Here is a 25,471-nt window from a genome sequence, read left to right as displayed (position 1 = left end):
TCGTCGGCCACCGGGCAGGCCAACGCGCATCTGAGGGCAGGCGCAAGGCGCCACGATACACGAACTCAGGGCGCAATCCAATACCGGCAACCACCCGCCGGCCCCGACGATCTCGGACCAGGGACGAGCCCTCACGGGATCATGCTGTGCGGGCCGCTCCCAGTCAAGCGCCACCGCGGCGCGGCGGGCTCCCCGGAGCGTGCCGTGCAGCCGACCGGACCGCGCTCAGGCGCAGTCCTCCTGGGTGCAGATGTCGTCGATCAGCCAGGTGTCGCCCTCGGCGACCAGGCTCAGCGAGGCCCAGGTCTCCCGGACGCGCGGAGCGGTGTCGCCCTTCTGGCTGTCCTGCTCGATGAAGGCCACGACGACCGCCCGGTCGCCGTCCTCGGAGATCCGCGTCAGCGCGGTCCCGGAGACGACGGCGTTGACCACGACCTTCTCCCGGACCACCTCGGTCCGGAGCTGGGTCAGCAGGTCCGCGCGGTCCGCTGCGAACTCCTCGGTCAGGTGCGCCTCCGCCTCCCGGACGTCCTCGTCGAAGGTCCGGTAGTCGTAGGACAGGACGATCGGGACGGCCTGGGCAGCCGCGTCCTCGACCGTGGCGGCGGCGTCGTTCGCGGCCTCGGTCCGGTCGGCCGGGGCGGTCCCGCCCACGCTCCCGGGCCACGTGAGCACGACGACCAGGAGCGCGAGCGACACGACGGCGACGGCCGCGGCGGCGTACAGGCTCCAGGTCGGCGGGCCGGCGGCGTCGGTGTCGCGGGCGGCCTTCGCCGGCGTCTCGGCCGGTACGACGGGCTGCTCCTCCTCGTCGGCCGGCTCCTCGACCTCGGCCGGCTCCTCGACCTCTGCCCGCTCCTCTGCCTCGGTCCGCTCCTCCACCTCGGTGGGCTCGTCGGCCTCGGCGGCACGGGTGGCGGCCAGCTCGAGGTCGTACGCCGACCGCTTCTCCTGGTCGAGCAGCACCGCGGCCGCGTCGTTGTAGGCGCGGAAGCGGCGGTCGCTCGGCTCGAGGTCGACGATCGCGGACTTCCACGCGGCGCGGATCTCGTCGGCGGTCGCGTCCTCGTCGACGTCGAGGAGGTCGTAGAGGCTGACGGTCATCGGTCGCCCTCCCCGGTCTGCTCACTCGTCGGGTCGTCCTGGGGCGCACTCGTGGCGGGGGCAGACGGCTCGGGCAGGGGCGACTCCTCCGGGATCCCCGGCTCCGAGAACTGCGGCAGGCCGTCGTCGACGTCGTCGAAGTCGTCGACCAGCCACGCCCCGTCGATCTTGACGAGCGTCACCTGGTAGCGGAAGTCCTTCGGGTCGTCGGTCACCCGGATCTCGTCGTCGTCCTCGGCCCCCCCGCCGGGACCCGGGGAGCCGTCCTGGTTCCTGGAGTAGGACAGCGACGTCTGGATGGTCCCGGCGACCAGCACCTCGGCAGAGTCCTCGTCCTGCGACGCGACGCCCGCGACGTAGACCTCGCACGCGCTCGCCGCGTCCCACTGGGCCACGGTCGTCTCGACGAGTCCGCGGTACTTCTCGAAGGCGGTGCCCATCTTCGACGTCATCAGGTCCTGGACGGCCGCGTAGTCGGGCATCTGACCCTGCTCGTCCAGCATCTCCGGGCCGTAGGTGTTGAACCGGGACGCGAACTCACGGGCGAGCGCGAGCACCTCCTCGCGGTCCTCGGCCCGGTCGGACTCGGGAACCTCGTCGTTCTTCAGCGAGCGGAGCCGCTCACCGACACCGTCGCCCGCGCCGCGGGTGGCGACGACGAGCGTGACCGACGCCAGGCAGGCGACAGTCACCAGGACCAGCACTGCGAGGATCGCACGCCGGCGGGCAGGCGAATCCGTCACTCCTGAGCGTCCAGCAGGGGTTCGACGTAGAACCACTTCCACGAGTCCTCTCCGAGCGGCGGCTGCGCCACGCTACCGGTCGGGTCCAAGGAGGAGCTCGGGGCACCCCACTCGAACTCGCCGGTCCGGGAGTCGAAGGAGCCCAGCACGGTCTCGTTCGCGTCGGGCTTGCCGTCCAGGTCGGGCTTCACTCGCGGGAGGTTCTGGTAGCCGCGCGGGTTGCTCTTCGTCGGCGGCTCCGTGCAGCGGGCGTCCTTGTTCAGCTCGCGCGGCTCGACATTGGAGGGGCTGCGCTTGTCCGTCCCCTGGTAGCCGTCGTAGCACGGCGTCGTGTTGGCGAGGATCAGGCCCACGTGAGTCTCGTAGTTGTTGGTGTCCGGGTTCTTGTCGACGACGGTGAACGACCCCTCCAGCAGGATCGGGTAGGCGATCAGCGCCGCCTCGAGACCCTTGATGTTCTCGACGACGACCCTCCCGGTCGTGATCACGTTGTTGAGGAGCTCGGAGATCACGGCCTCGTTCTGCTCGAGGAAGGTGCGCAGCTGGTTGGCGGTGAACGAGCCGCTGTCGATCACCTTGCGGAGGTCCTGGTCGGCCCCGACCATCGCTCGCGAGAACACCCGGAGCTCCCGGGCGAAGGTGCGCAGCGAGTTGTCCGAGTCGACCTGACCCTGCAGAACGGTGTTGGAGTCCCGGATCAGGGCGGTGGTGATGTCGAAGTTCTCGTTGGCCGTCTCGATGAACGAGTTACCGGTGTCGATGATGCGCTGGAGGTCGGTGCCGGTGCCGGCGAACGCGATGCCGAGCTCCTCGATGGTGGTCTGCAGGGCCTGCCTGTCCACGCTGTTGACGGTGCGGACGATGTCGCCGAGCAGCTTCTCGGTCTGGATCGGCGTGGCGACCTCGTCGATCTCCGAGCCTTCCTCGAGGTAGGGCTCGCCGTCGACGTTCGGCTGCAGCTCGACGTACTGCTCGCCGACGGCGGAACGGTTGCCGACGAGGGCCATCGTGTCGCTGGGGATCTCGTCCCACTCGTTGTCGATCTCGAGGTAGACGTCGACGCCGTCCTTGGTGAGCTCGAGCTTGCTGACCTTGCCGATGCCCACGCCGCGGTAGGTCACCTCGCCGCCGGCGAAGATGCCGCCGGACTGCGGGTAGTGCGCCACCACCGTGTAGGACTGGTCGACCACCAGCCGGTCCAGCTGGGCGTAGCGGGCGCCCACGAACGACACCCCGAGCAGCGTGATGATCGCGAAGGCAAGCAGCTGGACCTTGGTGCGGCGGGTGATCACGGCGCCACCTCTTCACCGGTCACGGGTGCGGCCAGGAAGAACGCCAGGTCGGCGTCGGTGTCGTCGTACCTCTTGTCCCATCGCTCCCGGTCGACCCCCGTCAGGTCGGGGGCACCCCGTGGCAGCGGGAGGTTGCCGACGACGCCGTCGAGGAGGTCCTCGATGGTCGTGCCCTGGCTGGCTGCGTTGCCGCCGAGCGGCAGCGCGTCGCACAGCGGCAGGTTCACGGCGTCGCAGACCTCGTCGAGGAGGTAGTCGGGCAGCCGTGCACACGCCTGCGGGTCCGGAGGCGTCCTCAGGCACCGCTGCAGCGCGCGCTGCACGCCATGGCAGAGGTTCGGCAGGTCGACCAGGTCGCTGAGCGGCGTGTCGTCGGGGAGCTGGTGGAACGGGATGCACAGCACGTCCGGCAGGCCGAGGTTCGCCAGGTTGAGGTCCATCTCGACCGACAGGTTCACGTAGTCACCGAAGTGCAGGCTCTTGGCCACCGCCGGGTCGCGCCCGATGACGTCGTCGGAGAACGGGAAGCTGTAGAAGATGTGCAGCGCGTCGACGAAGGACTGGCCGGCCTTGTTGAGCTGGGAGAGGATCGGGTTCAGCTCCTGCAGCACGCTGAGCGTCGAGGCCTCGGTCTGCTGGATGACCCGCACCCCGACGGTGCCCAGCCGGTTGAGGCCCTGCAGCATCCGGACCAGGTCGCGGCGCTGCCGGCTGATCGAGTCGAGCGCGCTCGGCAGCTCCTCGAGCGCCAGGTCGATGCTGTCCTGGTGCTCGCGGGCACCGAGGGCGAGCCGGTTGAGCGACTCGATCGCGTTGACGATGTCCGCCTTGCGGTCGTCGAGCTGGGACATCAGCGAGTCGATCTGGGTGAGCACGGACCTCGCGGAGTCCTCGCGACCCTCCAGGGCCAGGTTCAGCTCCGTCGCGATGGTCTTCAGCTGCGCGACGCCGCCGCCGTTGAGCAACAGGCTCAGTGCGCCGAGGACCTCTTCGACCTCGGGGTTGCGGCCGGTCGCCTCCAGCGGGATGGTGTCGCCCTCGTCCAGCTCCTCGTCGGACGGGTTGCCCGGCGGCGCCTCGAGGGAGACGAACTTCTCGCCAAGGAGGCTGGTCTGCCGGATGGTCGCGATGGCGTTGTCGGGCAGGTCCGTGTCGTTGCGGAGTTCCAGCGTGACCTCGGCTGTGTAGCCCTTGAGCTCGACGTCGGTGACCTGACCCACGGTCACGTCGGCGACCTTGACCGACGACTTCGGGACGAGGTCGAGGACGTCCTCGAACTCGACCGTGACCGTGATCGGGTCGTCGCCGACGTCGGCGCCACCCGGGAGCGGCAGCTGGTAGACGTCGAACTCGCACCCGGTCAGGAGCAAGGACCCGGCGAGGATCGCGGCGCCGGCGCGGAGACGGCGGGTCATCGGGCCACCTCCACCAGTCCGTTGAGTGTCGGGTCGTACGGCGGGTCGTCGACCCGGGAGCCGGTGCCGAGGCCCAACGGCGCGTTGCGCGGCAGCGGCAGGGTGTTGATCCGGTCGCAGATCTCCCCGTCGGGGTCACCGGCCGCGACCAACGAGCACAGCAGCAGCTTCGGGTCGGACGACAGGTTGTGGATGGTGTTGCCCATGTTGGAGTTCGAGTCGAGCGTGCCGGTCTGCGGGTTGTAGCCGAGACCGAGGTTGTTGAGGGCGAGCGGCCCCGCACGAAGGATGACGTGGATGTCCTCGCGGTGCTTCGCCAGCAGCCTCGCGACCCGGTTGAGACCGCGGATGTTGCGGCCGAGGGACGCGCGGTTCTCCTGGACGAAGCCCCCCACCACGTCGAGCGCGATCCCTAGGTGCTCCAACGCCGACGTGAGCTCATCGCTCTCGCTCGCCAGGAGATCGGAGACGTTGCCGAGGGACTGGTTGAAGTCACGGACGGTCGTGTCGTTCTCGGCAAGGGTCTCGATGAAACCCTGAAGCCGCTCGGTGGAGGAGAACAGCTCCTCCTTGTTGTCGTCGAGCGTCGTGCTGAGGTCACCGAAGTCCTCGATCGTCTGCTTGAAGTTCGCGCCCTGACCGCCGAAGTTCTTCGCCGTCTGCTCGAGCAGGTCGGTGAGCGCTCCCTCGGCGTTCGCCCCGTTGGGCCCGAGAGCCACGGTCAGCTCGTCCAGGCTTCCGTAGATCTCGTCGAGCTCGAGCGGAATCGCGGTCCGCTTGGTGCTGAGCACCGTGTCGTCCTTCAGCTCCGGACCGCTCTCGTAGGCCGGGGTGAGCTGGATGTAGCGGTCACCGACCACGGACGGAGACACGATGACGGCCTCGGCGTCCGCGGGGATCCGGATCTCGTCGTCGTAGGTCATGACGACCTTGACCTGGGTGCCCTCCGGCAGGACCTCCTCGACCTTCCCGACCGGGACGCCGAGGACACGGACGTCGCTGCCCTCGTAGACGGAGACGGTGCGCGGGAAGTACGCCGTGACGGTCTTGACGCCGTTGCCGGTGCCGAAGTACCACACGGCGCCCGCGGCGATCAGCGCGGCGATCACGATCAGAGGCAGGATCCGCTGCAGCTTCTCGCTCATCGGGCCCCACCTCCCGGGCCGGGAATGGGCGGGAAGTTCGCGATGTAGGTGTCCCACCAGGGTCCGTTGCCGAACACGTTGGCGAAGACCCGGTAGAACGGCGCCATCAGCGTCAGCGTCCGGTCGAGGTTCTCCTCGTTCTTGTTGAGCACGCCCAGCACCGACTCGAGGTGACGCAGCGCCGGCTTGAGGTCCGCCCGCGACTGGCGCACGAGGGCGGTGAGCTCCTGGCTCAGCGTGACCGTCGAGACCAGGATGTCGTGGATGGCCTGGCGCCGCTCGAGCAGCGCACGGAACAGGACGTCGGCGTCCGCCATCAGCGCGACGATGTCCTCGTCCCGCGCGTCGAGCACGGTGGAGACCCGCTCCAGGCTCTTGAGCAGTGAGTTGATCTCCTCGTCCCGGGCCGCCACGACCCTCGACAGCGCGGAGACGCCCTCCAGCGCGGAGCGGAACTCCTCCGGAGTGTTCCGGGTGAGGTCGGCCATCGTGGTCATGGCTGCTGCGAGCTGGTCGGTGTCGATCTTGTCGGAGGTCGCGGCCAGCCCCTCGAAGGCTTCCACCACGTCGAACGGCGAGGTCGTCCGCTCGGCCGGGATCGTCTCGCCCTCCTCGAGCTGGCCGCTGCCGGCCGGTTCGAGAGCGAGGAACATCGACCCGAGGATGGTCTTCACCCTGATCGAGGCGTGCGTCTCGTCGCCGAACTCGGCGTCGGTCTTGATCTTGAAGCCGACCTTGACCTTGCCGTCCTCGAGCTCGATCGAGTCGACCTTGCCGATGCGGACCCCGGCGAGGCGGACCTCGTCGTTGACCTTGAGCCCGCCGGACTCGTCGAACTCGGCGTAGTAGCTGTCCCCGCCGCCGATCAGGGGCAGGTCCTGGGCGCGGAACGCAGCCAGCAGTCCGAGCACGAGCACGGCGATGCTGATCGCGCCGACGACGACCGGGTTGCGCTCACGGAAGGGCTTCATGCTCATGGCAGGTCGCACCTCTCGGCGCCGGTCGCGTACTTCGGCTCAGCCAGGATCTCCTTGCCGATGCGGATCTTCGCGTTGAAGTGGCACAGGTAGAAGTTGAACCACGAGCCGTACGTGCCGGTCCGGCCGTACTTGTTGATCTTGTACGGCGCCACCTGCAGCACGCGGTCGATCTCCCCCTTGTTGCGGTCGAGGAGCGCAGCGAGCTGTCGCGCCTCCTTGATGTCACGGACCAGCGGCTCGCGGATCTTGTCGACCAGTCCGGCGGTCTCGACGGCGAGGTCGGAGATGCCGTCGAGCGACGACAGGATCGCCTCGCGGTCCTCCTTGAGCCCGCCGATCAGCTCCTGGAAGCTCCCGATCAGGTCGGTCAGCTGGTCGTCGCGATCGGCGACGTGGTCGAGGACGTGCTCGAGGTTCACGAGCAGGTCGCCGATCACCTGGTCCCGGTCGGCCAGGGTCTGGGTCAACGACGCGGTGCTGGCGAGCAGGCTCTCGAGCGTGCTGCCCTCGCCCTGGAAGACCTGGACGATCTCGAACGAGAGCTTGTTGATGTCGTCGGGCGACAACGCCTCGAACAGCGGCTTGAATCCGTTGAACAGCACGGTCAGGTCGAGCGCGGGCTGGGTGCGGGACACCGGGATCGTGTCGCCGTCCTCCAGCTCGTCGTCGCTGCTGCCCTCCTGGGTGAGGGCGATGTAGCGCTGGCCGATCAGGTTGCGGAACTTGATCGTCGCGTGGGTCGAGCTGTCGAGCTTGGTGTCGGCGTCGACCGAGAACGTGACGAGGGCCCGGTTGTCCTCGGCGATCTCGATGTCCTGGACGTTGCCGACCCGCACGCCGGCGACCCGGATGTCGTCACCCTGGACGACTCCGGTCGCGTCGGCGAACTCGGCCTTGTACTCCTTGGTGGCACCGAACGACAGGTTGCCGATCGTCACGACGAGGACGCCGGTGGCGAGGCCCGTGGTGATCATGAAGATGAGCAGCCGGACCAGGTCACCGGAGGTCCTCTTGTCGAGGGTCAGCCCCATCACCGATCACCTGCCTCGGAGACGACGGGGCCGGCGAGCAGCACCCCGAGGTCCGAGCTGGCGTCGTCGCCGTACGCCTCGGACAGGAACTGCCGCAGGACCAGGTCGTCGTGGGCCGTGCCGCGGTAGCCGAGCTCCCGGTCGAAACCGGGCGGCACCCGGGTGGTGCCCTTGCCGGTCGGCTCGTCGACGCCGTCGTCGAAGTTCGGCGGGTTGCGGTAGGGGTTCTGCTGACTCCACGGGGGCGTCGGCAGGCTGTAGCACCGCGGGCCACGGTGGTCGCCGAACTTCGGCCGGTCCTGGACGGTGTAGGCGCGCGGCTGGTTCGGCAGGGTCTCGAGCACGATGTGGAGCTCGAAGCCGCGGAACATCGACGCGATGCGCGGGGCGATGTTGTTGAGGCCGCCGAAGAGGCAGGGGAACTCCGGCGAGTAGCGCGCCAGCAGGCGCAGCTGGATCGCGCTCAGGTCGTTGGCCTCGTCGATCAAGGCGCCGTTGCGGTCGAGGAAGCCCCGGGCCCGGTCGGCGAAGGCCGTGATGTCGCGCAGGGCGGCGTTCAGCGTCTCCTCCTTCTCCTCGAACGTGCCGGTCGTCGTGACGGTGTCGTCGAGGATCTGGGCGACCTCCGGGAGGATGTCGGCGTACAGGTCGGACACCTGGGCGGTGAGGCGGAGGTCGTCCAGCAGGGCGGGGATCAGCGGGTTCATCCGCTTCAGGTAGGAGTCGACGGTGGCGAGGTTCTCCCCCAGCTGGTCGCCGCGTCCCTCGAGCGCGGTCGCGAGCGCCGACAGCGTCGCGTTGAGGTCGGCCGGGCGGACGGCCTGCAGCAGCGGGTAGATGTCGGAGAGGACCTCCTCGACCTCGGTGCCGAGGTCGGTCTTGGTGATGACGTCGCCCGCCTCGATGGTGCCCTCGGCGCCGGAGCCGGGCACGACGAGGGAGACGTACTTCTCGCCGAACAGGGTCTTGGGCACGATCGCGCCCGTGACGTTGGCCGGGATGGAGTGGACCTCGTCGGGGTAGAGGCCGAGCGTGAGCTCGGCGCCGTCGTCGCCGGCCTCCGCCTCGAGCACCTCTCCGACGATCACGCCGCGGATCTTGACGTCCGCGCGTTCGGGCAGCTGCAGCCCGATGGACGAGGTCCGGAGGGTGACCTCCTCGTAGTCCGAGAACTTCTTGGTGAAGACGGCGTAGGTCAGCCACACGCCGAACAGCAGCAGGCAGATGAAGAGCACGCCGAGCGTCTTGTAGGCGTCGAGGGACTTGTTCAGCATCAGCTCATCACCCCGCCAACCGGACCGTCGTGGTGGTGCCCCAGATCGCCATCGAGAGGAACAGGTCGATGACGTTGATCGCCACGATGCTCGTCCGGACCCCCTTGCCCACAGCGACGCCGACGCCGGCAGGACCGCCGGACGCAGTGTAGCCGTGGTAGCAGTGGATGAGGATCACGACCACGGCGAACACCAGCACCTTGCCGAACGACCACAAGACGTCGCCCGGTGGCAGGAACTGGTTGAAGTAGTGGTCGTAGGTGCCGGCGGACTGGCCGTAGTACACGGTCACGACCAGCCTGCTGGCGACGTACGACGACAGCAGGCCGACCACGTAGAGCGGGACGATCGCGATCAGGCCGGCGACGACGCGGGTCGCGACCAGGAACCGCATCGACGGGATGGCCATGACCTCGAGGGCGTCGACCTCCTCGGAGATCCGCATCGCGCCGAGCTGCGCGGTGAAGCCGCAGCCGACGGTGGCCGCCAGCGCGATGCCGGCGACGAGGGGCGCGATCTCCCGCGTGTTGAAGTAGGCCGACACGAACCCGGAGAAGGCCGCGGTGCCGAGCTGGTTGAGCGCGGCGTAGCCCGAGAGCCCGACCTGGGCGCCGGTGAAGAACGTCATGCCGATGATGACGCCGATGGTGCCGCCGATCACCGCCAGCGCGCCCGAGCCGAGGGTGACCTCCGCCAGCAGTCGCAGGATCTCCCGCGGGTAGTGCGAGATGGTGCGGGGGATCGCCAGGATCACCTTGATGTAGAACGACAGCTCGTGCCCAAGGGTGTCGAGGCCCTTGAGCGGCCGCTCGTAGATCGCCTTCACGTTCGCCATGTCTCTTCCCCTAACCCGTCTTAGGGGGCACGACCTGCAGGTAGATCGTGCTGATGATGAAGTTGACGACGAACAGGAGGAGGAACGTGATGACCACGGACTCGTTCACGGCGTCACCGACGCCCTTCGGTCCGCCGGCCGCGTTCATGCCCTTGTAGGAGGCGACGATCGCGGCGATGAGACCGAACACGAGCGCCTTCACCATGCCGACCCAGACATCGGGCAGCTGCGCCAGCGCGGTGAAGCTGGCGAGGTAGGCACCCGGGGTGCCGTCCTGGAGGATGACGTTGAAGACGTAGCCGCCGCCCACACCCACGACGCTGACCATTCCGTTGAGGAACACCGCGACGAGCATGCAGGCGAGCACCCGGGGCGCGACCAGGCGCTGGATCGGGTCGATGCCCAGCACCATCATCGCGTCGAGCTCCTCGCGGATCTTCCGGGCGCCCAGGTCGGCGGCGATCGCCGACCCGCCTGCACCCGCGATCAACAGCGCCGTCGCGATCGGACCGGCCTGCTGGATGACCGCCAGCACGGACGCGGAGCCGGTGAACGACTGCGCGCCGAACTGCTTGATCAGGCCACCCACCTGCAGTGCGATGACAGCACCGAACGGGATGGCCACGAGGGCGGTGGGGATGATGGTGACCGACGCGATGAACCAGGCCTGCTGAAGGAACTCACGCAGCTGGAACGGGCGCCGGAACAGTCCTCGGGCCACGTCGAGACCGAAGGCGAAGAGCTTGCCCGCGGTGCCGACCGGCGCGAGGACCCTAGCGGCGGTTGAGGACATCGAAACCCGTCAGCTGCTCTGCTGCGACGTGCCGCTGGCGTGCTCCGCCTCTTTGGTGAACGACCCAGGAGGCGGGGTGATGCCGTTCTGGCGGCACCACTCGCCGGCGGGCCGCTGAGCGCGGCGCGGGATGCCGTTGGACGGCTCGAGCTGGAGCGGGATCGGGGGCAGCGGCGGAAGGTCCATGTCCTTCTCCGCAGCCAGCTGGTCGGCGTCCTTCTCCTCGGACATGCCGATCGGGCCGATCGTCTGGGCGTTGAGGAACTGGCGCACGACCGGCTCGTCGGACGACAGCAGCATCTCCCGCGGGCCGTACATCGCCAGGTGCTTGTGGTAGAGCAGACCGATCTGGTCGGGCACGACCCGGACACTGTGGACGTCGTGGGTCACGATCAGGAACGTCGCGTCGATCTGGGCGTTCAGGTCGACGAACAGCTGGTTGATGAACGATGTGCGGACCGGGTCGAGACCCGAGTCCGGCTCGTCGATGAGGAGGATCTCCGGGTCGAGGACCAGGGCGCGGGCGAGACCGGCGCGCTTGCGCATACCGCCGGAGATCTCACCGGGGAGCTTGAACTCCGCGCCGAGCAGACCGACGAGGTCCATCTTCTCCATGACGATGTCGCGGATCTCTGACTCGGACTTCTTGGTGTGCTCGCGCAGCGGGAAGGCCACGTTGTCGTAGAGGTTCATCGAGCCGAACATCGCGCCGTCCTGGAACAGCACGCCGAACAGCTTGCGGACCTCGTAGAGCTCCTTCTCGGAGCAGGACGCGATGTCGGTGCCCTCGATGATGATGGAGCCCTCATCGGGCTTGATCAGGCCGATCAGGGCCTTCAGGAACACCGACTTGCCGGTTCCGGACGGACCGAGCATCACCGAGATCTCACCGGCGGGGAGCGTCAGCGTGACGCCCTTCCAGATGAGCTGCTTCCCGAATTGCTTGGTCAAGTTCGTCACTGCGACGTCGACGCCCATGCTGACCTCTTCCTGATCCTCCGCTGACCCGACGTGGTCCCCAGCCCACCCGGGGCTGCCACCAAATTCCACGTGCGGCTGCGAGGGAACAACGCAACCGCGAGGCGCACGTTACGCGGTAACCGTGGTCCACGTCACCCAGGGTCCGAATCCGAGACACCATGTCCTACTGGCGAGTACACATTGCCCCGGGTCCCGGGGGCAAATGCACGAAGCGGGCCCCCTTCCGGGGACCCGCCTCGCAGGAACAGCGTCAGATCGTCACTTGAGGGTGACGGTGGCGCCGGCGGCCTCGAGGGCCTCCTTCGCCTTCTCCGCGGCGTCCTTGGTGGCCTTCTCGAGGACCGGCTTCGGCGCACCCTCGACCAGGTCCTTGGCCTCCTTGAGACCGAGGGAGGTCAGCGCGCGCACCTCCTTGATGACGTTGATCTTCTTGTCACCGGCAGCCTCGAGGATGACGTCGAACTCGTCCTGCGCGGCGGCCTCCTCGCCGCCCGCAGCAGCACCGCCGGCGGCGGGGGCAGCGGCGACGGCGACCGGAGCGGCAGCGGTGACGCCGAAGGTCTCCTCGAACTGCTTCACGAACTCGGAGAGCTCGATGAGGGTCATCTCCTTGAACGCGTCGAGCAGCTCGTCAGTGGTGAGCTTCGCCATGATGGCGTTTCCTTCCGTTTGGTGGCCGGCCGCACTTGCGACCCGCCGGGTTTCAGGTGGTGGTTCCGAGGCCTCAGGCCTCGGTGGTGTCGCCCTCGTCAGAGGCAGCCTCGGCGGCCGCCTCGTCGGCGGGGGCCTCGGCAGACGGCACAGCCTCGGCGGCGTCGTCGGCAGGGGCCTCCTCGGCGGCGCCCGGACCATCTGAATCGGTCTTGGCGGCACCACCTGCGAGGATCGAGGGGTCCTCCTCGGCCTTGGCCTGCAGCGCACCCGCGAGACGGGCGGCCTGGGCCAGCGGCGCGTTGAGGAGGTAGACGGCCTGGCTCAGCGAGGCGAGCATCGCGCCCGCCAGCTTGCCCAGGAGCACCTCGCGCGACTCGAGATCGGCCAGCTTGGCGATCTCAGCCGGCTCGAGGGCCTTGCCGTCCAGAACTCCACCCTTGATGACAAGGGCGGGGTTGGCCTTGGCAAAGTCACGCAGACCCTTCGCCGCCTCGACGACGTCGCCCGAGATGAAGGCGATCGCAGTCGGGCCGGTGAGGAGCTCGTCGAAGCCCTCGATCCCCGCCTCCTTGGCGGCGATCTTGGCCAGCGTGTTCTTGACCACGGCGTAGTTGGCGTTCTCGCCGAGGGAGCGCCGCAGGTCCTGCAGCTGCTTCACGGTGAGACCGCGGTACTCGGTCAGCACAGCGCCAGCGGCGTCGCCGAAGGACTCAGCGATCTCCGCGACGGCGGCCTGCTTGTCTGCCCGCGCCATGGGTCTCCTTCCGGATCTGACTGCCGGCTGAAGATCCCGAATGACGAACGCCCTGAGCGCAGGCGCTCAGGGCGTGGACATCGGCTGCTGCCCTGCGGGCGCAACTGCTGGTCATGCTCTGATCCCCTGCGCAGGCCGTCCGCTCTCGCGGTTCCTTCGGTCAGGGCTGAGGCAGCCCGGACGACCGGCGGTCTTAAGGTTTCGACGGCAAGAGTACGTCGCGCCGTCGTACCGGTCCAAATCCAGGACAATCCGGGTGCGAGAACCCCCCGGGGCACTGGCACGATGGTCCCCGTGACCTCGTCGACCCAGCCGCTGACCGACCTCGCCCCCGACCAGCTCGCCGAGCGCCTCAGCGCGGCGCAGGCCGACTACCAGGACCTGCAGGCCAAGGGCCTCAAGCTGGACCTGACCCGGGGCAAGCCGGGCGCCGACCAGCTCGACCTGTCCCAGGGGCTGCTGGGCCTCCCCACGACCAACAAGGACCGGTCCGGCGCCGACGTGCGCAACTACGGCGGCCTCGAGGGCCTGGCCGAGATGCGGGAGATCTTCGCCGATCTCCTCAGTGTCGACACCGCCCGGGTGATCGCCGGCGGCAACTCCAGCCTCACGATGATGTACCAGGTCGTCACCTGGCTGCTCTCCCACGGCGGCCCGGACTCGCCGCGGCCGTGGGCCCAGGAGGACACGGTCAAGTTCGTGTGCCCGGTCCCGGGCTACGACCGCCACTTCACGATGCTCGCCGAGCTCGGCATCGAGATGGTCACCGTGCCGATGCGCGAGGACGGCCCGGACGTGCGGGCGGTGCGCGCGCTCGTCGCCGACGACCCGCAGGTCAAGGGCATGTGGCTGGTGCCGACGTACGCCAACCCGACCGGCTCGGTGACGTCGACCGAGGTGGCGGCGGAGCTGATGGCGATGCCGACCGCGGCCCCGGACTTCCGGATCCTGTGGGACAACGCGTACGCCGTCCACCACCTCACCGACGTCGAGACGAAGAGCGCCGACGCGCTCGGCCTGGCGTCGGCCTCCGGGAACCCCAACCGGCCGATCATGTTCGCCTCGACGTCGAAGATCACCTTCGCGGGGGCCGGCGTCGCCGCGCTGGCCGCGTCGCCGGAGAACAAGGAGTGGTTCCTGAAGCGCCTCTCCTACGCCTCGATCGGGCCCGACAAGGTCAACCAGCTCCGGCACGTGGAGTTCTTCGGTGACGCCGAGGGGATCCGCGCCCACATGCGCAAGCACCGCGACCTGATCGCGCCGAAGTTCGCCGCGGTCGAGGACGCGCTGACCGCGCGCCTCGACGGCCTCGGCATCGCGACCTGGAGCCGGCCGATCGGCGGCTACTTCGTGGACCTCAACGTGCTCGACGGCACCGCCGCCCGCGTGGTGCAGCTGGCCAAGGAGGCCGGCATCGCGCTCACGCCGGCCGGCTCGGCGTTCCCCCACGGCGACGACCCCGACGACCGCAACATCCGGCTCGCCCCGACCTTCCCCGCGCTGGCCGAGGTCGAGACCGCCATGGCGGGAGTCGCCGTGTGCGTCGAGCTCGCGGCGGCGGAGAAGCTCGCGGCCGACGGCTGAGCCTGACCGGCGGGCTCAGAGGGTGCCGTAGACCGCGGCCTCGCCGGCGTTGTCCGTGGACTCGAGGATCCGGCGCACGTTGTCGGAGATGAACTGCAGCCGCTCGGCGTAGCGCTCCCGCTCGGGCGTGCCCTCGACGAAGAGGTCGGCGAACTTGGCACGCGCGTGGTCCATGCCCGGCGTGGCGTAGGGGTAGGTCTCGCGGAAGCCCACCAGCCGGAACGGCGGGTGCCCCACCACGCCGGCTAGGCGCCGGGCGACCACGCTGCCGACGACCTGCGACGTCCGCTCCGGCTCGCAGCCGGCATCGACCAGGCGCTGCACGAGGCGGTCGTTGAGGTCGAGGACCTTCCCTGCGTTGCGGAGGTAGGCGAGCCCGTCCTCGGGACGGTAGTAGCTGTGCACCTCGTTGCGGGTGCACAGGAACGCGAACTCCGGCACGCCGACGAACTTCCCCTGGATCAGGTCCGTCAGGCCGACGGCGAGGTCGAAGAAGCTGGTCGAGGTCCAGGTCTGGAGGAAGGCGTAGCGCTCGATCAGGAGCTCGCGCCGGGCGACGCCGTACGACGTCGTGAACGGGAACGCCCCGAACATCGTCAGTCGCTCGAGCACGTCGTCGGACGTGAGGTCGCGGACCGCGTCGAGGCGGGCGACCGACGACCTCGTCGAGTTGATGTTGATGTGGACGAGGTGGCCGCCGGCGAACATCGCGCCGGGGGTCTCCGCCAGCCGGCGCTCGGCCTGCTCGAGCGTCTCCACCACGGGGTAGTCGTCGTCGGCGCACAGGGAGACGAACTCGGAGTCGAGCGACTGGAGGACGGTGGACAGGCGCTCGAACAGCGAGATGTCGTGGTGGAACGCCTGGTACTCCACGTGGGGCGCCCCGGACTCCTGCAGCGACTTGACGTAGGCCTCGTTCTGCGGCTGGAACTCCGGGTGGCTGCCGTCGGCCACGAACACGTCGGCCCCCGGGTAGAACCGCGCGAGGTACTCGAGCAGCCCGCGGAGCGCCGTCGGCCTGTTGCGGGTGGGGATCAGGATCTTCACGACGACGGGACGCCGATCGGTTCGAAGTCCACGTCGGGGTAGTAGGAGCAGTACCTCTGGATCCGGTCGCGCATGTCCTGGGTGAGGACCTCGCCGCGACCCGCCTGCCCGACGTTCTTCCGGGTGCTGTCGCCGCCCTGGACCTTCGCGAGGGTCGCCTCGAAGGTCTCCTCGTCCCAGCCCAGCCGGCCGAACCTCGCGATCCGCGAGACCTGCTGCCGCGGGTCGCGGGTCAGGTCCTCGTAGGTCACCAGCAGCCGGTTCTCGGCCTTCCACCAGCTGACGTAGAAGTGGATGTACCACGGCAGCGCGAGGTCGACGAGGAAGTCATGCATGCGCTCCTCGGGCCACCCGAGCATGTCCTCGTCGACGTAGGCCGCCGCGGTGTAGGGCGCGCTCTTCACCACGTGGTCCCGCAGCGAGATGACGATGTCGTAGATGTTGCGCACCAGGAAGACCGGCACCAGGCCGTAGGCGTCGACGAGCGACTGGGTCTCGTGGTTGTGCTTCACGTGGTGCTGCGCCACGAACCCGCGGGGACGGGTGGGAGCGCTCACCACGCCCTGCCGGAAGGCGTCGCGCAGGGTGTCCGTCGCCGCGAACGCCTTGCGGATCAGCTCCTCGCTCAGCTCCTGCTCGCGCCGGTAGTACGACGGCACGAGGTGCTCGCGCCGGAACCCCGGCATGTTGGCGAGCAGCGCCGACAGGAACGTGGACCCGCTCTTGGGCATGCAGGCGATCAGGACCGCCTTGCTGTTGGGGACCTCGCGCTCGGTCATCGGGCACTGCCCTCCGGCGCCGTCGTCAGCAGCGCCTGGCAGAGCCCGGTCGCGAGCTGCTCGAGGCCGGCGTCGTTGAAATGGGTGTCGTCGGTGCGGAACTCCGGGCCCAGCGCGTCGAGGTAGGGGCCCTCGACGGCCAGCGGCAGCGACGCGGCGAGCTTCGACTGGGCGTCGGTGACGTCCGGGTTCGTCACGCCGAAGCGGTACGACGAGCGGCAGATGACCCACGGGACGACGCCGATCTTGGCCGTCACCGCGTCGTACAGGCGCATGAAGTGGGCGGTGTAGTCCTCGGCCGACGTCTCCAGGAGAGTGTCCTTCTCGCCCTGCTGGAAGACGACGTGGGTCACCCCCGCTCCGTCGCCCGCCGCGAGCCGGCCGGTGAGCTTCTCGAAGCAGGGTCCGCCCGGTGCCCACTCGGCGATCGAGGTGCCGCCGACCGCCGTGAGGGTGAGGCGCAGCGACCCGGGCCACGGCTCGCCTGCCAGCCTGTCGGCGACCCGCGGCCACACGCTGCCTGCGGTCCCGGTCCCGCCGGCGATCGGGTCCTGGAGCGGGAAGACCTCGCCGTCGACCAGTGCGTCGCCGAAGTCCGACGCCGCGGGGGTGCCGCAGTGGTTGGCGATGTTGGACTGGCCGATGGCCAGGATGTGCATCTCTCAGACCCCCTTTGCGGGTTTGAACACGATGCCCTGACAGGTCGGCAGCATCATGATCTCGACGTCCAGGGCAGCAGCCGCCTCGTCCAGGGCGCGGCGCTGCGCCCGGTGTCGGGGGAAGCCGTAGTCATCGAACACCACCGGCGCACCCGGCGTCAGACGATCCCAGAAGTACCGCAGGGCCTCGACCTCGGGGTAGGCGGCGTTCATGTCGATGTGGAGGAACGCCACCTGGGAGCCGGTGTACTCGGACAGGGTCTGCGGCACCACCCCTTCGACGATGCGGGCGTAGGGCTTGTCGGCGAAGTTGGCACGCGCGACCGCTGCCACCTCCGGGAAGCGGTCCTCGACCGGCGCCGGCTCGTCCGACAGCAGCTGCTCCGGCACGATCCCACGGAAGGTGTCGAACAGGTAGAAGGTGCGACCCTCGAAGGCCCCGTCGCCGAGATAGGCCATCACCGCGCGGGCCGTGCCACCGGTGTCGACGCCGCACTCGACGAAGTCGCCCTCGAGGTGGCGGGCGACGGCGGCGAGCTTGACCAGCGTTTGGACCCGCCACCTGATGTCGCGACCCCAGGCGGAGATCTTCTTGGCCTCGGCGTACGCCGCCGCGAACGTCGGGTCCTCGAGCCAGGCCGGCTCGGCCATCGAGATGCAGGCGTCCTCGGCGGTGAGGGCGAACCGGGACACCCGCGCGATCTCCTTGAGCCGCTCGCCCTGCGGGTCCTGGGTGATGGCGGCCGCGAGGTCGCGGGCGGCGTCCTCATCGACGCCGGCATGGCCCAGCAGCACGACCAGCTCGTGCCCGAGGTGGCGGGCGCCTGCCTCGGGTGACCGCCAGTGCCTCATGAGCGCCAGCAGGTCCTCGTCGGGATCCTCGAGGAGCTCGGCGAGATCCCGGATCCTGGGGCCGCCGGTCGGCGTCTCCGCGTCGCCGAAGCGGTCGAGGAGGGCGCCGATCAGGTTGACCAGGTCGGTGCGGTGGCCCGCGACGCGCAGGATCCGGCGCACCGGCTCGCGGACGTCGAGACCGTCCTCGGTCTGCTCGACGAGCGGCAGCAGGTCGCCTACGCGCAGACCGCTCTCCGCCTGCTCGGGGTCGCCGTAGCGGCCGAGCAGGGCGAGCACCAGGTTGATGAGGTCGGTGCGGTAGCCCGCGACCCGCAGGAGCTGGCGCACCGGCTCGGCCACGCTCCCGCTGTCGCGGCCGTCGGCATCGGCATCGGCGTCGTCGTACCGGTCCAGCACCGAGAGCACCAGGCGGGAGAGGTCGGGGCGGTAGCCTGCCGTCCGCAACGCCCGCTTCACCACGTCCTGCGGCTCGAGCTCGGGTTCGGGCTCTTGCGGCGCCAACGCCGCCACGACCCGCCGCACCACCTCCGGCTCGTAGCCCGCCGCCCGCACCGCCCGCTTCACCACGTCCTGCGGCTCGAGGTCCGGTTCGGGCTCCGGCGGCGCCAACGCCGCCACCACCCGCCGCACCACCTCCGGCTCGTAGCCCGCCGCCCGCACCGCCCGCTTCACCACGTCCTGCGGCTCGAGGTCCGGTTCGGGCTCCGGCGGCGCCAGCGCCGCCACCACCCGCCGCACCACCTCCGGCTCGTAGCCCGCCGCCCGCACCGCCCGCTTCACCACGTCCTGCGGCTCGACCTCGGGCTCGGGCTCTTGCGGCGCCAGCGCCGCCATCACCCGCCGCACCACCTCCGGCTCGTAGCCCGCCGCCCGCACCGCCCGCTTCACCACGTCCTGCGGCTCGACCTCGGGCTCGGGCTCTTGCGGCGCCAGCGCCGCCACCACCCGCCGCACCACCTCCGGCTCGTACCCCGCCGCCCGCACCGCCCGCTTCACCACATCCTGCGGCTCGACCTCGGGCTCGGGCTCCAGCGGCGCCAGCGCCGCCACCACCCGCCGCACCACCTCCGGCTCGTAGCCCGCCGCCCTGAAGACCAGCCGCAACGGCTTCTCGAGATCGATCGGGCCGTCCGGCGCCGGCTCCCCCGGCTCCCCCGCCTCGTCGCCAGCAGCGTTGTCAGCGTTGTCAGCAGCAGGTGGGTCGAGGCGCCACAGCGCCGCCGTCAGGTTGGCGATTGCGGACTGGAGCTCGCGTCTCCGCTCGAGATCAAACTCCTGGCTCGACATGTTGCAGGGAATCCTTGCCGACGACCCAAGGGGCGTCAACGTCGACGAGGACAGCCGCGCCCGCTCTGCGCGAGGGAACTCACGCATCACCGAATGGACACGTGATCGAAACCGAAGCCCGCCCCAACGGACAGCAGGTCGGCTACGGTCGGTCTCGCTGAAACAGATCAGCCCCCCACGAGGCAAGCCAGAAAGGACTCCCATGGCTTCGTCGTGTGCTACGACGACGGCAACCCTGCGACCACGGAGCACCCCCGTTCCCCAAAGTCGCACCTGACCGCAAATTCGCTGTAGTAGGGTCCCGCCCGCTGCAGCCAGCGAGCGAGGAGACCCGAGTGAAAGCCGTGATCCTGGCGGGAGGCCTTGGCACGAGGATCTCCGAGGAGACCACCACCAAGCCGAAGCCGATGGTCCAGATCGGTGGCCGACCGATGATCTGGCACATCATGAAGCTCTACTCGCACCACGGCATCCAGGACTTCATCATCTGCTGTGGCTACAAGGGCTACGTGATCAAGGAGTACTTCGCGAACTACGCCCTGCACATGTCGAACGTGACCTTCAAGATGGCCACCGGGAAGATGGTGGTCCACGAACAGCGCGCCGAGCCGTGGACCGTGACGCTCGTCGACACCGGTGAGGACACCATGACGGGCGGGCGCCTGCGGCGGGTCCGTGACCACCTCGACGACGACGAGCCCTTCGCGTTCACGTACGGCGACGGGCTGACCGACGCCGACCTGACCGACGAGATGGCCTTCCACACCAAGCACGGCAAGCAGGCGACGGTCCTCGCGGTCGAGCCTCCCGGCCGCTACGGCGCCCTGGACATGGAGGGCGACGCCGTCACCGGCTTCATGGAGAAGCCGCAGGGCGGGACCCACATCAACGGCGGGTTCTTCGTGCTGAACAAGTCCGTCATCGACCTGATCGAGGGCGACGACACCGTCTGGGAGCGAGGGCCGCTCGAGCACCTGTCGAACACCGGTGAGCTGATGGCCTACCACCACGACGGCTGGTGGCAGCCGATGGATACCCTGCGCGAGAAGCTGATGCTCGAGGAGCGCTGGGAGAGGGGCACGGCCCCCTGGAAGAAATGGGACTGACGCCCGCGATGTTGCCAACGCCATCACCGGACTTCTGGAACGGCCGCCGCGTCTTCCTGACGGGACACACCGGCTTCAAGGGGAGCTGGACCAGCCTGTGGCTGGAGAAGCTCGGCGCCACCGTCTCGGGCTACTCGCTCGCCCCCAACCACGAGCCGGCCCTCTTCGACCTGCTCGCGCCGTTCGCGAACGCCGAGTCGACGATCGCCGACCTCGCCGAGCACGACAGGCTGCGTACGGTCCTGCACGAGTTCCGGCCGTCGGTGATCCTGCACATGGCCGCCCAGCCGCTGGTCCGCCGCTCCTACCAGGAGCCGCGCGAGACGTTCGAGACCAACCTGCTGGGCTCGGTCAACGTCCTCGACGCGGCGAAGGACCTCGACGGCCTCGACGCCGTCCTCATGGTCACCTCCGACAAGGTCTACGCCAACTCCGACGCCGGCGTCCCGTTCGGCGAGGACGACCTGCTCGGTGGCCACGACCCCTACTCCGCCTCGAAGGCGTGCATCGAGATCGCGACGTCGTGCTACCGCGACAGCTTCTTCGCGCCGCGCGGGATCCCGCTCGCGACCTCGCGCGCCGGCAACGTCATCGGCGGTGGCGACTGGTCGATCGACCGGCTGGTCCCTGACGTCTGGCGCGCCGTCACCGCCGGGAAGCTCCCGGAGCTGCGGAACCCGGAGTCGACCCGGCCGTGGCAGCACGTGCTCGAGCCGATCTCCGGCTACCTGCTCTTCCTCGAGGCGCTCGCGGAGCGCGGTGTGGCCGATCCCAAGGCGCTGAACTTCGGCCCGCTGCCGGGCGCGCCCGAGACGACCACAGGCGAGGTCGCCGACGCCGTCGCCCAGGGGCTCGGCCACGAGCACGGCTGGGTCCAGGCTCCCGGCGAGCACCCGCCGGAGAACAAGCTGCTGGCCCTCGACGCGTCGCTGGCCATCAAGTCGCTCGGCTGGTCGCCGCGGCTCGACTCCGCCACCACCCTCGAGTGGGTCGCCGAGTGGTACCACGACTTCAACGAGGGGGCCGACCCGCGCGCGCTCACCCTCGCGCAGATCGAGCGCTACGAGCAGCTGCCGGCCGCCACCCTGCAGGCGAGCTGATGCAGTTCGAGAGCGTCGGGGTCGAGGGGGCGTACGTCGTACACCTCGAGCCGCGGCGCGACGAGCGCGGCAGCTTCGCGCGGCTCTACTGCGTCGACGAGCTCGCCGGCGCCGGCATCGACCTGGTGCCCGTCCAGGCCAACCTCGGCAGCAGCAAGGAGGCCGGCACGCTCCGCGGCCTCCACTTCCAGGTGGCGCCGCACCAGGAGGCGAAGCTGGTCCACTGCGTGGAGGGGGCGATCTTCGACGCCATCGTCGACCTCCGCCCCGACTCCCCCACGTTCGGCAGGTCGGCCAGCGTCACCCTGACCGCCGACGGCGACCGTGCCTTCTACATCCCGGCGGGCTGTGCGCACGGCTACCTGACGCTCGAGCCCGACACGAAGGTGCTCTACTTCGTCAGCAGCCGCTACACCCCGGACGCCGACCGGGGCCTCGCCTGGGACGACCCGGCCCTCGCCATTCCGTGGCCGCGTCAGCCCGAGGTGATGGTGGACCGCGACCGCAGCAACCCGAGGCTGAGCGAGCTGGACCCGGAGTGGCTGTCGTGAACGACCGAGACGCACGCCGGTAGGCCCCCCATGACCCTCGAGTTCGACCCGACGGCCTTCGTCTCCCCGCTGGCCGACATCGAGCCGAGCGTGCGCGGCTCGCGGTACGTGATCGGCGCGCGCTCGTACATCGACAGCTTCGTGAAGTTCAAGCCGGCCGGCGGCAGCGGCGACATCGTCATCGGCGAGAGCTGCGTCTTCAACTCCGGCTGCGTGCTCTACTCCGGCAACGGGATCACCGTCGGCAACGCGGTGTCGGTCGCGGCCAACTGCGTCTTCGCCCCGACGAACCACCAGTTCGACGACCCCGACACGTTCATCCAGCAGCAGGGCTTCCGGCCCAGCAAGGGCGGCATCGTGATCGAGGATGACGTCTGGCTCGGCGCCGGGTGCGTCATCCTCGACGGCACGCACATCGGCAAGGGCGCCGTGATCGGTGCGTTGACGCTCGTGCGTGGCGAGGTGCCGCCGTACGCCATCGCCGCGGGCAACCCGATGACGATCCGCGGGTCTCGTCGATGAGGTTCACCGTGTTCGGCTCGTCCGGCTTCATCGGCGGAGCCCTGACCGCCCACCTCCGCGAGGCCGGCCACGAGGTGCTGACCCCGGGTCGCGACGAGATCCCGCCCCGGGGCGACGACCTCGGCCACGTGGTCTACGCCATCGGCCTGACCGGCGACTTCCGGTCGCGACCCCTCGACACGGTCGACGCGCACGTCACCGCGCTGGCCGACCGGATCCGCGACACCACCTTCGGCTCCTGGCTCTACCTGTCCAGCACCCGGGTCTACAGCGGCCTCGACACCCCCACCGTCTCGGAGGAGTCGGTCCCCCTGGCCAAGCCGACGGCGGACGGGATCTACGACCTCAGCAAGCTCCTCGGCGAGGCGATCTGCGCGTCCCGGCCCGAGCCGGGGGTGCGCGTCGCCCGGGTGTCCAACGTCTACGGCCCCGGGTCGCACAGCGACACCTTCCTGGGCATGCTGCTCGCCGACGTCGCGGCCGGACGCGACATCACGATCGGCGAGGGCCCGGAGTCGTCGAAGGACTACATCGCCGTCGACGACCTGTGCCGGATGCTGGCCCACGTCGCGACCAGCGGCCGCCACCGCCTCTACAACCTGGCCAGCGGCCAGCCGGTGACCCACGGCGAGATCGCCGCGGTCATTGCCGAGCAGACCGGCTCCGGCGTCGCGTTCGCGGCCGGTGGCCCGACCCGCGCCTTCCCGACCATCGACGTCTCCCGCATCCGGGAGGAGACCGGCCTGCGTCCCGCGCGGCTGACCGAGCGGCTGCCTGACATGCTTGCGCAGGCCGTCGGCCACGCCTCAGCGTCGAGCGCCCGCTAGCTGAACCCACCGAGTGAAACCGTCCGAGGAAAGAGGCCCGCAAGTGGCAGATGCAACCAGTGACCCGATCGCCCAGTTCCAGCAGGAGCGTCGCGATTTCATCGCCGGCTACAAGGGCGACGCTGAGTGGCAGGCACAGGCCCTCGCGTTCGTGACCCGCGCGTTCAACCAGAAGTACATGTACAACTTCGACTGGCTGGGCCGCCCGCTGATCCAGTTCCCGGCCGACATCGTCGCCTACCAGGAAGTCGTCGCGGCCGTGAAGCCCGACCTCATCATCGAGACCGGCATCGCCCACGGCGGCTCGCTCATCCTCAGCGCCTCGCTGCTGGCCATGCTGGACTACGCCGACGCCGTCGCGGACGGTACGACGCTCGACCCGGCCAACCCGAAGCGCAAGGTCCTCGGCATCGACATCGACATCCGGTCCCACAACCGCGACGCCATCGACGCCCACCCGATGCGCTCGCGGATCGAGATGTTCGAGGGCTCGTCGATCACCGACGAGATGGCGGAGAAGGTGCGCGAGTACGCCGCAGGCTACGAGCGGGTCCTGGTCTCGCTCGACTCCAACCACACCCACGAGCACGTGCAGAAGGAGCTCGGCTACTACGCCCCGCTCGTGACCCCGGGCAGCTACTGCCTGGTGTTCGACACGATCGTCGAGGACATGGACGACAGCGTCTTCCCCGACCGCCCGTGGTCCCAGGGCGACAACCCGAAGACCGCGGTGTGGGAGTTCCTCAAGGAGAACCCCGACTTCGAGATCGACCAGGAGATCAACGACAAGCTGCTGATCTCCGCCGTCCCCGACGGCTGGCTCCGACGCAAGGCCTGAGGCCCCGGGAGCCCCCTGCTCGAAAACGCACCGACCCGGCGCCGTGGAGGCGCCGGGTCGGTGTGTTTTCCGAAGAGCTGGTCAGGCCGTGGCCTCGTCGTCGACCGCGACGTTCTTGGTGCGGTTCGGGTCGACCTGGACACCGGGGCCCATGGTCGTCGAGACGGTGACCTTCCGCAGGTAGCGGCCCTTGGAGCTGGCCGGCTTGAGCCGCAGCACCTCCTCGAGGGCAGCCGCGTAGTTCTCCGCGAGCTGGGACTCGTCGAACGACGCCTTGCCGATGATGAAGTGCAGGTTGGCGTGCCGATCGACGCGGAACTCGATCTTGCCGCCCTTGATGTCGGTGACGGCCTTGGCCGGGTCCGGGGTGACGGTTCCGGTCTTCGGGTTCGGCATCAGGCCGCGGGGGCCGAGGACGCGACCGAGGCGGCCGACCTTGCCCATCATGTCGGGCGTCGCGACGACGGCGTCGAAGTCGAGCCAGCCGCCGGCCACCTTGTCGATGAGCTCGTCGCCGCCGACGATGTCGGCACCGGCCGCGCGAGCGGCCTCCGCCTTGTCGCCGTTGGCGAACACGAGGACACGAGCGGTCTTGCCGGTGCCGTGGGGCAGGTTGACGGTGCCGCGCACCATCTGGTCCGCCTTGCGGGGGTCGACGCCGAGACGCATCACCACGTCGACGGTCTCGTCGAACTTCTTCTTGCTGGCGGCCTTGGCGATCTTGATCGCGGCCAGCGGCGAGTAGAGCTCGTCCTTGTCGAACGTCTCCGTCGCCGCGCGGTAGGTCTTGCTGCGCTGCATGTGCTTTCTCTTCTCTGCTGGAAAGTATGTGGTCAGCGGGCCAGCGCGGCCCTCCCACAGGTTCAGTCGGTCGTGACGCCCATCGAGCGGGCAGTGCCCTCGACGATCTTCATCGCGGCCTCGATGTCGTTGGCGTTGAGGTCGGGGAGCTTGGTCTGGGCGATCTCGCGCACCTGGTCCTTGGTCAGCTTGCCGACCTTCTCCTTGTGCGGGACGCCCGAGCCCTTCTGCAGGCCAGCGGCCTTCTTGATCAGCTCGGCGGCCGGCGGGGTCTTCGTGATGAAGGTGAAGGACCGGTCCTCGTAGATGGTGATCTCGACCGGGATGACGTTGCCGCGCATGGACTCGGTCTGGGCGTTGTAGGCCTTGCAGAAGTCCATGATGTTGACGCCGTGCGGGCCCAGGGCCGTACCGACCGGGGGCGCCGGGGTGGCGGCACCGGCCTGGAGCTGCACCTTGACCAGTGCGGCGATCTTCTTCTTGGGAGGCATTCCTCTATCTCTTTCTTCTCGTG

26 protein-coding genes are annotated in these 25,471 nt (G+C 69.3%); 7 read left to right on the top strand and 19 right to left on the bottom strand.

The genetic code is table 11. From position 1 onward, the window contains the following. Window positions 1-225: 225 nt before the first annotated feature. The 13 genes from F0U47_RS05825 to rplJ all read right to left on the bottom strand — a co-directional run bounded on the left by F0U47_RS05825 (window position 226) and on the right by rplJ (window position 13,001). Window positions 226-1,104 (bottom strand): J domain-containing protein, encoded by an 879-nt coding sequence (locus F0U47_RS05825; protein WP_149749371.1) that lies wholly within the window; start codon window positions 1,102-1,104, stop codon window positions 226-228. Then, complete coding sequence (locus tag F0U47_RS05820) at window positions 1,101-1,847, bottom strand: hypothetical protein (RefSeq protein ID WP_149749370.1); 747 nt, start codon at window positions 1,845-1,847, stop codon at window positions 1,101-1,103. The genes F0U47_RS05825 and F0U47_RS05820 overlap by 4 nt, the downstream gene beginning before the upstream one ends. Beyond that, window positions 1,844-3,139, bottom strand: coding sequence for an MCE family protein (locus F0U47_RS05815; RefSeq protein WP_149749369.1), 1,296 nt, complete (start codon window positions 3,137-3,139; stop codon window positions 1,844-1,846). Before F0U47_RS05815 ends, F0U47_RS05820 begins: the two co-directional genes overlap by 4 nt. Then, window positions 3,136-4,554 carry an MCE family protein gene (locus F0U47_RS05810; RefSeq protein ID WP_149749368.1) on the bottom strand — a complete coding sequence of 473 codons (1,419 nt, stop codon included), beginning with the start codon at window positions 4,552-4,554 and terminating at the stop codon, window positions 3,136-3,138. Before F0U47_RS05810 ends, F0U47_RS05815 begins: the two co-directional genes overlap by 4 nt. Beyond that, window positions 4,551-5,699, bottom strand: coding sequence for an MCE family protein (locus F0U47_RS05805; protein WP_149749367.1), 1,149 nt, complete (start codon window positions 5,697-5,699; stop codon window positions 4,551-4,553). The genes F0U47_RS05810 and F0U47_RS05805 overlap by 4 nt, the downstream gene beginning before the upstream one ends. Beyond that, on the bottom strand, window positions 5,696-6,676 hold the full coding sequence (locus F0U47_RS05800) for an MCE family protein (protein WP_246159475.1): 981 nt from the start codon (window positions 6,674-6,676) through the stop codon (window positions 5,696-5,698). Before F0U47_RS05800 ends, F0U47_RS05805 begins: the two co-directional genes overlap by 4 nt. After that, a complete protein-coding gene (locus F0U47_RS05795; RefSeq protein ID WP_149749366.1) occupies window positions 6,673-7,710 on the bottom strand; it encodes an MCE family protein in 1,038 nt (345 codons plus the stop codon). Before F0U47_RS05795 ends, F0U47_RS05800 begins: the two co-directional genes overlap by 4 nt. Beyond that, window positions 7,710-8,984, bottom strand: coding sequence for an MCE family protein (locus tag F0U47_RS05790; protein WP_149749365.1), 1,275 nt, complete (start codon window positions 8,982-8,984; stop codon window positions 7,710-7,712). Before F0U47_RS05790 ends, F0U47_RS05795 begins: the two co-directional genes overlap by 1 nt. 7 nt (window positions 8,985-8,991) lie before the next feature. Further along, a complete protein-coding gene (locus F0U47_RS05785; RefSeq protein ID WP_149749364.1) occupies window positions 8,992-9,819 on the bottom strand; it encodes an MlaE family ABC transporter permease in 828 nt (275 codons plus the stop codon). Window positions 9,820-9,829: 10 nt separating this feature from the next. After that, window positions 9,830-10,612, bottom strand: coding sequence for an MlaE family ABC transporter permease (locus tag F0U47_RS05780; protein ID WP_149749363.1), 783 nt, complete (start codon window positions 10,610-10,612; stop codon window positions 9,830-9,832). Window positions 10,613-10,621: 9 nt separating this feature from the next. Beyond that, complete coding sequence (locus tag F0U47_RS05775; RefSeq protein WP_149749362.1) at window positions 10,622-11,590, bottom strand: ABC transporter ATP-binding protein; 969 nt, start codon at window positions 11,588-11,590, stop codon at window positions 10,622-10,624. 261 nt (window positions 11,591-11,851) lie between these two features. Next, window positions 11,852-12,244 carry a 50S ribosomal protein L7/L12 gene (gene rplL / locus F0U47_RS05770; protein ID WP_149749361.1) on the bottom strand — a complete coding sequence of 131 codons (393 nt, stop codon included), beginning with the start codon at window positions 12,242-12,244 and terminating at the stop codon, window positions 11,852-11,854. A gap of 73 nt (window positions 12,245-12,317) precedes the next feature. Then, window positions 12,318-13,001: a 50S ribosomal protein L10 gene (rplJ, locus tag F0U47_RS05765; protein WP_149749360.1), complete on the bottom strand. Its 684-nt coding sequence runs from the start codon at window positions 12,999-13,001 to the stop codon at window positions 12,318-12,320. Window positions 13,002-13,295: 294 nt separating this feature from the next. Here rplJ and F0U47_RS05760 point away from each other — a divergent pair, with 294 nt between their 5' ends. After that, window positions 13,296-14,585, top strand: a complete 1,290-nt coding sequence (locus tag F0U47_RS05760) for an aspartate aminotransferase type Ic (RefSeq protein ID WP_246159474.1) — start codon at window positions 13,296-13,298, stop codon at window positions 14,583-14,585. Window positions 14,586-14,600: 15 nt separating this feature from the next. Here the strand turns inward: F0U47_RS05760 and F0U47_RS05755 are convergent, their stop codons facing one another. Genes F0U47_RS05755 through F0U47_RS05740 form a run of 4 tightly spaced genes read right to left on the bottom strand, consistent with a single transcriptional unit; the run spans window position 14,601 to window position 19,212 of the window. Next, window positions 14,601-15,632: a TIGR00180 family glycosyltransferase gene (locus F0U47_RS05755; RefSeq protein WP_188111183.1), complete on the bottom strand. Its 1,032-nt coding sequence runs from the start codon at window positions 15,630-15,632 to the stop codon at window positions 14,601-14,603. Continuing rightward, window positions 15,629-16,411 (bottom strand): sulfotransferase domain-containing protein, encoded by a 783-nt coding sequence (locus F0U47_RS05750; RefSeq protein ID WP_149749357.1) that lies wholly within the window; start codon window positions 16,409-16,411, stop codon window positions 15,629-15,631. Before F0U47_RS05750 ends, F0U47_RS05755 begins: the two co-directional genes overlap by 4 nt. Beyond that, complete coding sequence (locus F0U47_RS05745; protein WP_149749356.1) at window positions 16,408-17,070, bottom strand: sialate O-acetylesterase; 663 nt, start codon at window positions 17,068-17,070, stop codon at window positions 16,408-16,410. The genes F0U47_RS05750 and F0U47_RS05745 overlap by 4 nt, the downstream gene beginning before the upstream one ends. Window positions 17,071-17,073: 3 nt before the next feature. Then, window positions 17,074-19,212 carry a class I SAM-dependent methyltransferase gene (locus F0U47_RS05740; RefSeq protein ID WP_149749355.1) on the bottom strand — a complete coding sequence of 713 codons (2,139 nt, stop codon included), beginning with the start codon at window positions 19,210-19,212 and terminating at the stop codon, window positions 17,074-17,076. 335 nt (window positions 19,213-19,547) lie between these two features. On the opposite strand from F0U47_RS05740, the gene rfbF reads away from it, so the two are divergent. The 6 genes from rfbF to F0U47_RS05710 are packed head-to-tail and all read left to right on the top strand — an operon-like array spanning window position 19,548 to window position 24,156. After that, window positions 19,548-20,318, top strand: coding sequence for a glucose-1-phosphate cytidylyltransferase (gene rfbF / locus F0U47_RS05735; RefSeq protein WP_149749354.1), 771 nt, complete (start codon window positions 19,548-19,550; stop codon window positions 20,316-20,318). After that, window positions 20,309-21,418, top strand: a complete 1,110-nt coding sequence (rfbG, locus tag F0U47_RS05730) for a CDP-glucose 4,6-dehydratase (RefSeq protein WP_223162668.1) — start codon at window positions 20,309-20,311, stop codon at window positions 21,416-21,418. Before rfbF ends, rfbG begins: the two co-directional genes overlap by 10 nt. Continuing rightward, entirely contained in the window at window positions 21,418-21,969 is a 552-nt protein-coding gene (locus F0U47_RS05725; RefSeq protein WP_149749353.1) for a dTDP-4-dehydrorhamnose 3,5-epimerase family protein, read from the top strand. Before rfbG ends, F0U47_RS05725 begins: the two co-directional genes overlap by 1 nt. 30 nt (window positions 21,970-21,999) lie before the next feature. Further along, on the top strand, window positions 22,000-22,491 hold the full coding sequence (locus F0U47_RS05720) for an acyltransferase (RefSeq protein WP_149749352.1): 492 nt from the start codon (window positions 22,000-22,002) through the stop codon (window positions 22,489-22,491). After that, the gene (locus F0U47_RS05715; protein ID WP_149749351.1) at window positions 22,488-23,318 is read left to right on the top strand and encodes an NAD-dependent epimerase/dehydratase family protein; all 831 of its coding nucleotides are present in this window, start codon (window positions 22,488-22,490) and stop codon (window positions 23,316-23,318) included. The genes F0U47_RS05720 and F0U47_RS05715 overlap by 4 nt, the downstream gene beginning before the upstream one ends. Window positions 23,319-23,361: 43 nt before the next feature. Then, entirely contained in the window at window positions 23,362-24,156 is a 795-nt protein-coding gene (locus tag F0U47_RS05710; RefSeq protein ID WP_223162667.1) for a cephalosporin hydroxylase family protein, read from the top strand. Between the two features lie 81 nt (window positions 24,157-24,237). Here the strand turns inward: F0U47_RS05710 and rplA are convergent, their stop codons facing one another. Both rplA and rplK read right to left on the bottom strand, forming a co-directional pair. Next, window positions 24,238-24,957, bottom strand: coding sequence for a 50S ribosomal protein L1 (gene rplA / locus F0U47_RS05705; protein ID WP_149749350.1), 720 nt, complete (start codon window positions 24,955-24,957; stop codon window positions 24,238-24,240). A 62-nt stretch (window positions 24,958-25,019) separates the two neighbouring features. Beyond that, window positions 25,020-25,448: a 50S ribosomal protein L11 gene (rplK, locus tag F0U47_RS05700; RefSeq protein WP_149749349.1), complete on the bottom strand. Its 429-nt coding sequence runs from the start codon at window positions 25,446-25,448 to the stop codon at window positions 25,020-25,022. Window positions 25,449-25,471 lie beyond the last annotated feature (23 nt).

It is taken from the genome of Nocardioides antri (genome assembly GCF_008373765.1).
In the GTDB taxonomy this organism is placed as follows: Bacteria; Actinomycetota; Actinomycetes; order Propionibacteriales; family Nocardioidaceae; genus Nocardioides; species Nocardioides antri.
Note: the sequence above shows the minus strand (reverse complement) of the source record. Positions and strands in the feature narration are given on the sequence as shown.

Excerpts from the sequence above, each read along its gene's own strand:
- F0U47_RS05810 (WP_149749368.1), bottom strand. The coding sequence starts at position 4,554 with ATGACCCGCCGTCTCCGCGCCGGCGCCGCGATCCTCGCCGGGTCCTTG.
- F0U47_RS05740 (WP_149749355.1), bottom strand. The coding sequence starts at position 19,212 with ATGTCGAGCCAGGAGTTTGATCTCGAGCGGAGACGCGAGCTCCAGTCC.
- F0U47_RS05780 (WP_149749363.1), bottom strand. The coding sequence starts at position 10,612 with ATGTCCTCAACCGCCGCTAGGGTCCTCGCGCCGGTCGGCACCGCGGGC.
- F0U47_RS05790 (WP_149749365.1), bottom strand. The coding sequence starts at position 8,984 with ATGCTGAACAAGTCCCTCGACGCCTACAAGACGCTCGGCGTGCTCTTC.
- rplA (WP_149749350.1), bottom strand. The coding sequence starts at position 24,957 with ATGCAGCGCAGCAAGACCTACCGCGCGGCGACGGAGACGTTCGACAAG.
- rplJ (WP_149749360.1), bottom strand. The coding sequence starts at position 13,001 with ATGGCGCGGGCAGACAAGCAGGCCGCCGTCGCGGAGATCGCTGAGTCC.
- rfbG (WP_223162668.1), top strand. The coding sequence starts at position 20,309 with ATGGGACTGACGCCCGCGATGTTGCCAACGCCATCACCGGACTTCTGG.
- F0U47_RS05805 (WP_149749367.1), bottom strand. The coding sequence starts at position 5,699 with ATGAGCGAGAAGCTGCAGCGGATCCTGCCTCTGATCGTGATCGCCGCG.
- rplL (WP_149749361.1), bottom strand. The coding sequence starts at position 12,244 with ATGGCGAAGCTCACCACTGACGAGCTGCTCGACGCGTTCAAGGAGATG.
- F0U47_RS05750 (WP_149749357.1), bottom strand. The coding sequence starts at position 16,411 with ATGACCGAGCGCGAGGTCCCCAACAGCAAGGCGGTCCTGATCGCCTGC.
- F0U47_RS05785 (WP_149749364.1), bottom strand. The coding sequence starts at position 9,819 with ATGGCGAACGTGAAGGCGATCTACGAGCGGCCGCTCAAGGGCCTCGAC.
- F0U47_RS05720 (WP_149749352.1), top strand. The coding sequence starts at position 22,000 with ATGACCCTCGAGTTCGACCCGACGGCCTTCGTCTCCCCGCTGGCCGAC.
- F0U47_RS05825 (WP_149749371.1), bottom strand. The coding sequence starts at position 1,104 with ATGACCGTCAGCCTCTACGACCTCCTCGACGTCGACGAGGACGCGACC.
- F0U47_RS05795 (WP_149749366.1), bottom strand. The coding sequence starts at position 7,710 with ATGGGGCTGACCCTCGACAAGAGGACCTCCGGTGACCTGGTCCGGCTG.
- F0U47_RS05800 (WP_246159475.1), bottom strand. The coding sequence starts at position 6,676 with ATGAGCATGAAGCCCTTCCGTGAGCGCAACCCGGTCGTCGTCGGCGCG.
- F0U47_RS05775 (WP_149749362.1), bottom strand. The coding sequence starts at position 11,590 with ATGGGCGTCGACGTCGCAGTGACGAACTTGACCAAGCAATTCGGGAAG.
- F0U47_RS05745 (WP_149749356.1), bottom strand. The coding sequence starts at position 17,070 with ATGCACATCCTGGCCATCGGCCAGTCCAACATCGCCAACCACTGCGGC.
- rplK (WP_149749349.1), bottom strand. The coding sequence starts at position 25,448 with ATGCCTCCCAAGAAGAAGATCGCCGCACTGGTCAAGGTGCAGCTCCAG.
- F0U47_RS05715 (WP_149749351.1), top strand. The coding sequence starts at position 22,488 with ATGAGGTTCACCGTGTTCGGCTCGTCCGGCTTCATCGGCGGAGCCCTG.
- F0U47_RS05725 (WP_149749353.1), top strand. The coding sequence starts at position 21,418 with ATGCAGTTCGAGAGCGTCGGGGTCGAGGGGGCGTACGTCGTACACCTC.